We start from the raw sequence: 4,466 nt of genomic DNA, 5'->3' as shown, positions 1-4,466 counted from the left end.
CGCAGCGGCAACCGCGTCACGGTGGCGGGCGACAAGCCTTTTAAGAACATGCGCCGCGTATCATTCTCCTCCCCAGCTTCGCTGGGGAGGTGCTCCGTCATACGGGGCGGAGGGGTCATGACTCATGGACCGCGGGCGTCCCGCCCGCTCATTGTCATCAGCAGCTGCAATAACAGCATGAGCGGGCGGGACGCCCGCGGTCCGGAAGACCATGACCCCTCCGTCGCCGTAAGACGGCGGCACCTCCCCAGCGAAGCTGGGGAGGAGCATGAAGGAGCGGCGCACTCTTGCTAGCGATCTTCGACTGCGATGGCGTGCTGGTCGACAGCGAGCCGATCGCCAATGCGAGCTTTTCCGCCGCGGTGCGTGCGCAGGGGCTCGACTGGTCGATCGAGGAGACGATGCGGCGGCTGCTCGGGCGCTCGCTCAAATCTTGTGTCGAGATCGTCGAGGCCGAGCTCGGGCGCCGGCTGCCGGACGATTTCCTCGAGAAGATGCAGGCGGTGACCTACGGCAATTTCCGCGACGCGCCGCTGCAGCCTGTCGAGGGCGTCAAGGAAGCCGTGCTGGCGCTGCAGGCGGCCGGCATCGCGACCTGCGTGGCAAGCTCCGGCGCGCCGGAGAAGATGCGCTTCACCCTCGGCCTCACCGGCCTGTGGGACCTGTTCGGCGGCCGCATCTTCAGCTCCGGCCAGGTCGCGCGCGGAAAACCGTTCCCCGACCTGTTCCTGCACGCGGCGCTGTCGCTCGACGTCCAGCCATTCGACTGCGTGGTGATCGAGGACTCGGTGCCGGGCGTGCAGGCGGCGCGCTCGGCCGGCATGCGCGTGCTGGCCTACGCCGGGGCGCCCTACGCCGATCGGGTTGGCCTGGCCGTCGCGGGCGGCGAGCTGTTCGACGACATGACACTGCTGCCCGGCCTGGTGTTGCGATGACCGGCCAGCGGACAGGCCCGTGGACCGCCTCGTGGTCGATGGGCGCGGCGAGGCCCGAGCGCGTGCCCGAACGCGTGATCGTCGTCGGCGCCGGCATGGCGGGCATCGTCGCCGCGCGCCTGCTGCACGATTCGGGGTTCGCCGTCACGGTGCTCGAGGCGCGGCAGCGTCTGGGCGGCAGGACTTGGACCGACTGCTCGCTCGGCGTCCCGCTCGATCTCGGCGGCTCATGGGTGCATGGCGTCGACGGCAACCCGCTCACCCTGTGGTGCGAGAAGCTGGGCATCGCCCTCGTCGAATCGCAGGGCGACCGGCTGCTGATCGACGATCGCGCCACGGCGCCGACGCGCGAGGGACAGCGCCGTCGCGCCGTGCTCGGGCGGGCCGCCTTCAAGGTGGCGATCGAATGGGCGGCCTGGAAGAGCAAGGCAATGGCGCGCAGCTGGGGGCCGCGCTCGATCTCGGTGAAGGATGCCGTCGATCCGCTGCTGCGCGCCGGCTGGCTGCCCGAGATCGACAAGCTCGTGGTCGCGACCTTCGTCGAGATGAGCGAAGGCGTGCAGGGCGCGCCCTACGAGGCGATCTCGGCCGAGGAATGGTTTCCGCTCGAAGGGCTGGAGCGCAATGCGCAGCCGCGCGGCGGCTTCCAGGCGCTGATCGACGATGCCGCGCGCGGCCTGTCGATCCGCCTGGGCGCGGCCGTCCAGCGCATTGCGTGGAACGACGCGGGCATTGTTGCGACCTTGCAGAGCGGCGAGCGGCTGGAGGCCGAGCGCGCGGTGATTGCCGTGCCGGTCGGGCTGCTGCGCGCCGGCCTGCCGGCGCTCGATCCGCTGCCGCCGGAGTTGCAGCAGAAGGCGCTGCACCGCCTCGGCTACGGGGCGGGGGCGCTGGGCAAGATCTACCTGCGCTTTCCCGAGCGTTTCTGGCCCGAGCAGCCGAAATGGTTCGGCCGCCTGCCCGATTCGCCGGACAAGCGCGGCACCTTCAATACCTGGGTAAGCCACGTTCAGGAGACCGGCCTGCCGATCCTGCTGAGCTTCACCAACGGCGCCATCTCGGTGAACCTCGACCGCTCGTCGAGCGACGCCGAGGTCGAGGAGGTGGCGATGGGCTCGCTGCGCAAGATGTTCGGCAAGGGCATCCCGCGACCGCAGGGCATGCTCTTTCCGCGCTGGGTGAGCGATCCATGGTCGCGCGGCGGCTATTCCTATCCCGGGGTCGGCAGCGCGCCGGGGGACCGCGAAGGTCACGCGCGGCCGCTCGGACGACGGGTCTTTTTCGCCGGAGAGGCCACCGAACCGGTCGAGTACGGCACGGTCCACGCAGCCTTGTGGTCGGGCGAGCAGGCGGCTGAAGCGCTCTTCCGTGCCGCCACCGGGACGGCCGCCCGCCGCGACATGCGGCCGTGGGCCGGCGCCCGCACTGGCGCCGGCCGGCACAATGACTAGATTGAGCTCATGATTCCTCCCCAGCTTCGCTGGGGCGGTGTCGCCGTAATCGGCGACGGAGGGGTCAAGCTTTCTTGGACCGCGGGCGTCTCGCCCGCTCATGATCACGAGCATGAGCGGGCGAGACGCCCGCGGTCCAGGAAGACCATGACCCTTCCGTCCGCGAAGACGCGGACACTTTCCCAGCGGAGGGAGGAGAACAAGAGAGTCCGCACCATGCTCGCCAAGATCCTGTTCTTCATGGTCATCGTCTCGGGGCTGGCGACACTCGGCATGCTGTTCGCCGGGCTGGTCAGCATGAGCCGCAACGTCGAAAGCACCATCGAGGGCGGACGGCGCAGCAATCGCCTGATGTGGTGGCGCGTGCGCCTGCAGTTCCTGACGATCGTCCTGATCCTCCTCTGGTATCTCGCGAGCAGGAGCTGAGCCGATGGTGACGCTGACCCGCATCTACACGCGCGGCGGCGACGCCGGGCAGACATCGCTCGGGCGCGGCGAGCGCGTCGCCAAGCATGATCCGCGGGTGGAATCCTATGGCACGGTCGACGAGGCCAACTCGGTGATCGGCCTGGCGCGCAACGCCATCGCCCGCACAGCATCGGACGATTCGCGCATGGCGGAAGCCGACGCCATGCTGGGCCGCATCCAGAACGACCTGTTCGATCTCGGCGCCGATCTGTGCACGCCGGAAGGCCAGGCCAAACGTGGCGAGGGCGCGCTGCGCATCGTCGCCTCGCAGGTCGAGCGGCTGGAGCGCGAGATCGACGCCATGAACGCCGAGCTGACGCCGCTCAAGTCCTTCATCCTGCCCGGCGGCAGCGAGGCCGCAGCCTGGCTGCATCTCGCCCGCACGGTGGCGCGCCGGGCCGAACGGCGCATGACCCGCCTCGCTGCCGAGGAGACGATCAACCCCGAGGCGATCAAGTACGTCAACCGGCTGTCGGATCATCTGTTCGTGCTGGCCCGTCGCCTCAACGACAACGGCGCCTCCGATGTGCTGTGGGTGCCGGGCGGAGCACGCTGACGATGGCGCGGATCGACGTGCGCGACATGACCCTGGCCGATCGCGCGGCCTGGGATCGCATGTGGTCGGGCAACTGCGCCCACTACGGCGTTTCGCCGGCGGCGGCCGACAACGACGAGCTGTGGCGACGGTTGACCGATGTGGACGTCGCCATGGGCGCCCTGATCGCCGTCGACGCCGGGGCGAAGAACCCGGTCGGCTTTGCCCACTACATTCTGCACCCGCATACGTTCAGCGCCCGCATGGTCTGCTACCTCGAGGACCTGTGGGTCGACCCGGTGGCGCGTGGCGGCGGTGTCGGGCGCCGTCTCGTCGACGCGCTGATCGCGCGCGGAAAGGAGCGCGGCTGGCGCCGGCTCTACTGGCATACGGAAGCCGGCAACACCGCGGCGCGGGCGCTCTACGAGCGCATCGTGCCGGTCACGGACTACGTCCGCTACGATGTCGCGCTGCAATAGACCCATGTCTTGCCGGCAGGCCTCCGCACAGGCTCCCAATAGCCTCAACTTGTTGAAAAAATGAGAGAAAACCTTTCACGGTGCGGCCTTGTGCAGTGCGACATCGTCTTGACATGTTCGCCTGAACACCCCTACACGAAGACCCCTTCGCCGGGCGGGAGGTCCGGCCGCAACTCACCTATAGGCGCAACGCGATGAAAGTGCTGGTCGCGGTCAAGCGGGTCATCGACTACAACGTCAAGATCCGCGTCAAGGCCGACAACACGGGTGTCGAGACGGCAAACGTCAAGATGTCCATGAATCCCTTCGATGAGATCGCCGTGGAAGAGGCGATCCGCCTGCGCGAGAAGGGACTGGCCACCGAGGTTATCGCCTTTTCCGCCGGCCCCGCCCAGTGCCAGGAGACGATCCGCACGGCGCTCGCGATGGGAGCCGACCGCGGCGTGCTCGTCCAGTCCGACGCCGAGCTGCAGCCGCTCGCGGTCGCCAAGCTGATGAAGGCGGTGGTCGACAAGGAGCAGCCCGGCCTGGTGATCGTCGGCAAGCAGGCGATCGACGACGATTCCAACCAGACCGGCCAGATGCTGGCTGCCCTGCT

Annotated in this window: 6 protein-coding genes; all 6 read left to right on the top strand. The window is 68.6% G+C overall.

All coding sequences use genetic code 11. From position 1 onward, the window contains the following. The first annotated feature begins 287 nt into the window (after nucleotides 1-287). The gene (locus AB7O82_RS37500) at nucleotides 288-935 is read left to right on the top strand and encodes an HAD family hydrolase (RefSeq protein ID WP_428552363.1); all 648 of its coding nucleotides are present in this window, start codon (nucleotides 288-290) and stop codon (nucleotides 933-935) included. Further along, nucleotides 932-2,386 (top strand): flavin monoamine oxidase family protein, encoded by a 1,455-nt coding sequence (locus AB7O82_RS37495; protein WP_428552360.1) that lies wholly within the window; start codon nucleotides 932-934, stop codon nucleotides 2,384-2,386. Before AB7O82_RS37500 ends, AB7O82_RS37495 begins: the two co-directional genes overlap by 4 nt. Nucleotides 2,387-2,602: 216 nt before the next feature. Beyond that, entirely contained in the window at nucleotides 2,603-2,812 is a 210-nt protein-coding gene (locus AB7O82_RS37490) for an HIG1 domain-containing protein (protein WP_428552357.1), read from the top strand. Nucleotides 2,813-2,816: 4 nt separating this feature from the next. After that, the gene (locus tag AB7O82_RS37485; protein WP_428552355.1) at nucleotides 2,817-3,410 is read left to right on the top strand and encodes a cob(I)yrinic acid a,c-diamide adenosyltransferase; all 594 of its coding nucleotides are present in this window, start codon (nucleotides 2,817-2,819) and stop codon (nucleotides 3,408-3,410) included. A gap of 2 nt (nucleotides 3,411-3,412) precedes the next feature. Next, on the top strand, nucleotides 3,413-3,868 hold the full coding sequence (locus tag AB7O82_RS37480; RefSeq protein WP_428552352.1) for an N-acetyltransferase family protein: 456 nt from the start codon (nucleotides 3,413-3,415) through the stop codon (nucleotides 3,866-3,868). A gap of 194 nt (nucleotides 3,869-4,062) precedes the next feature. Then, a partial coding sequence (locus AB7O82_RS37475; protein WP_428621828.1) for an electron transfer flavoprotein subunit beta/FixA family protein occupies nucleotides 4,063-4,466 on the top strand: 404 nt, incomplete at its 3' end.

Origin of the sequence: Reyranella sp., from assembly GCF_050185545.1 — a bacterium.
Taxonomy (GTDB): domain Bacteria; phylum Pseudomonadota; class Alphaproteobacteria; order Reyranellales; family Reyranellaceae; genus Reyranella.
Note: the sequence above shows the minus strand (reverse complement) of the source record. Positions and strands in the feature narration are given on the sequence as shown.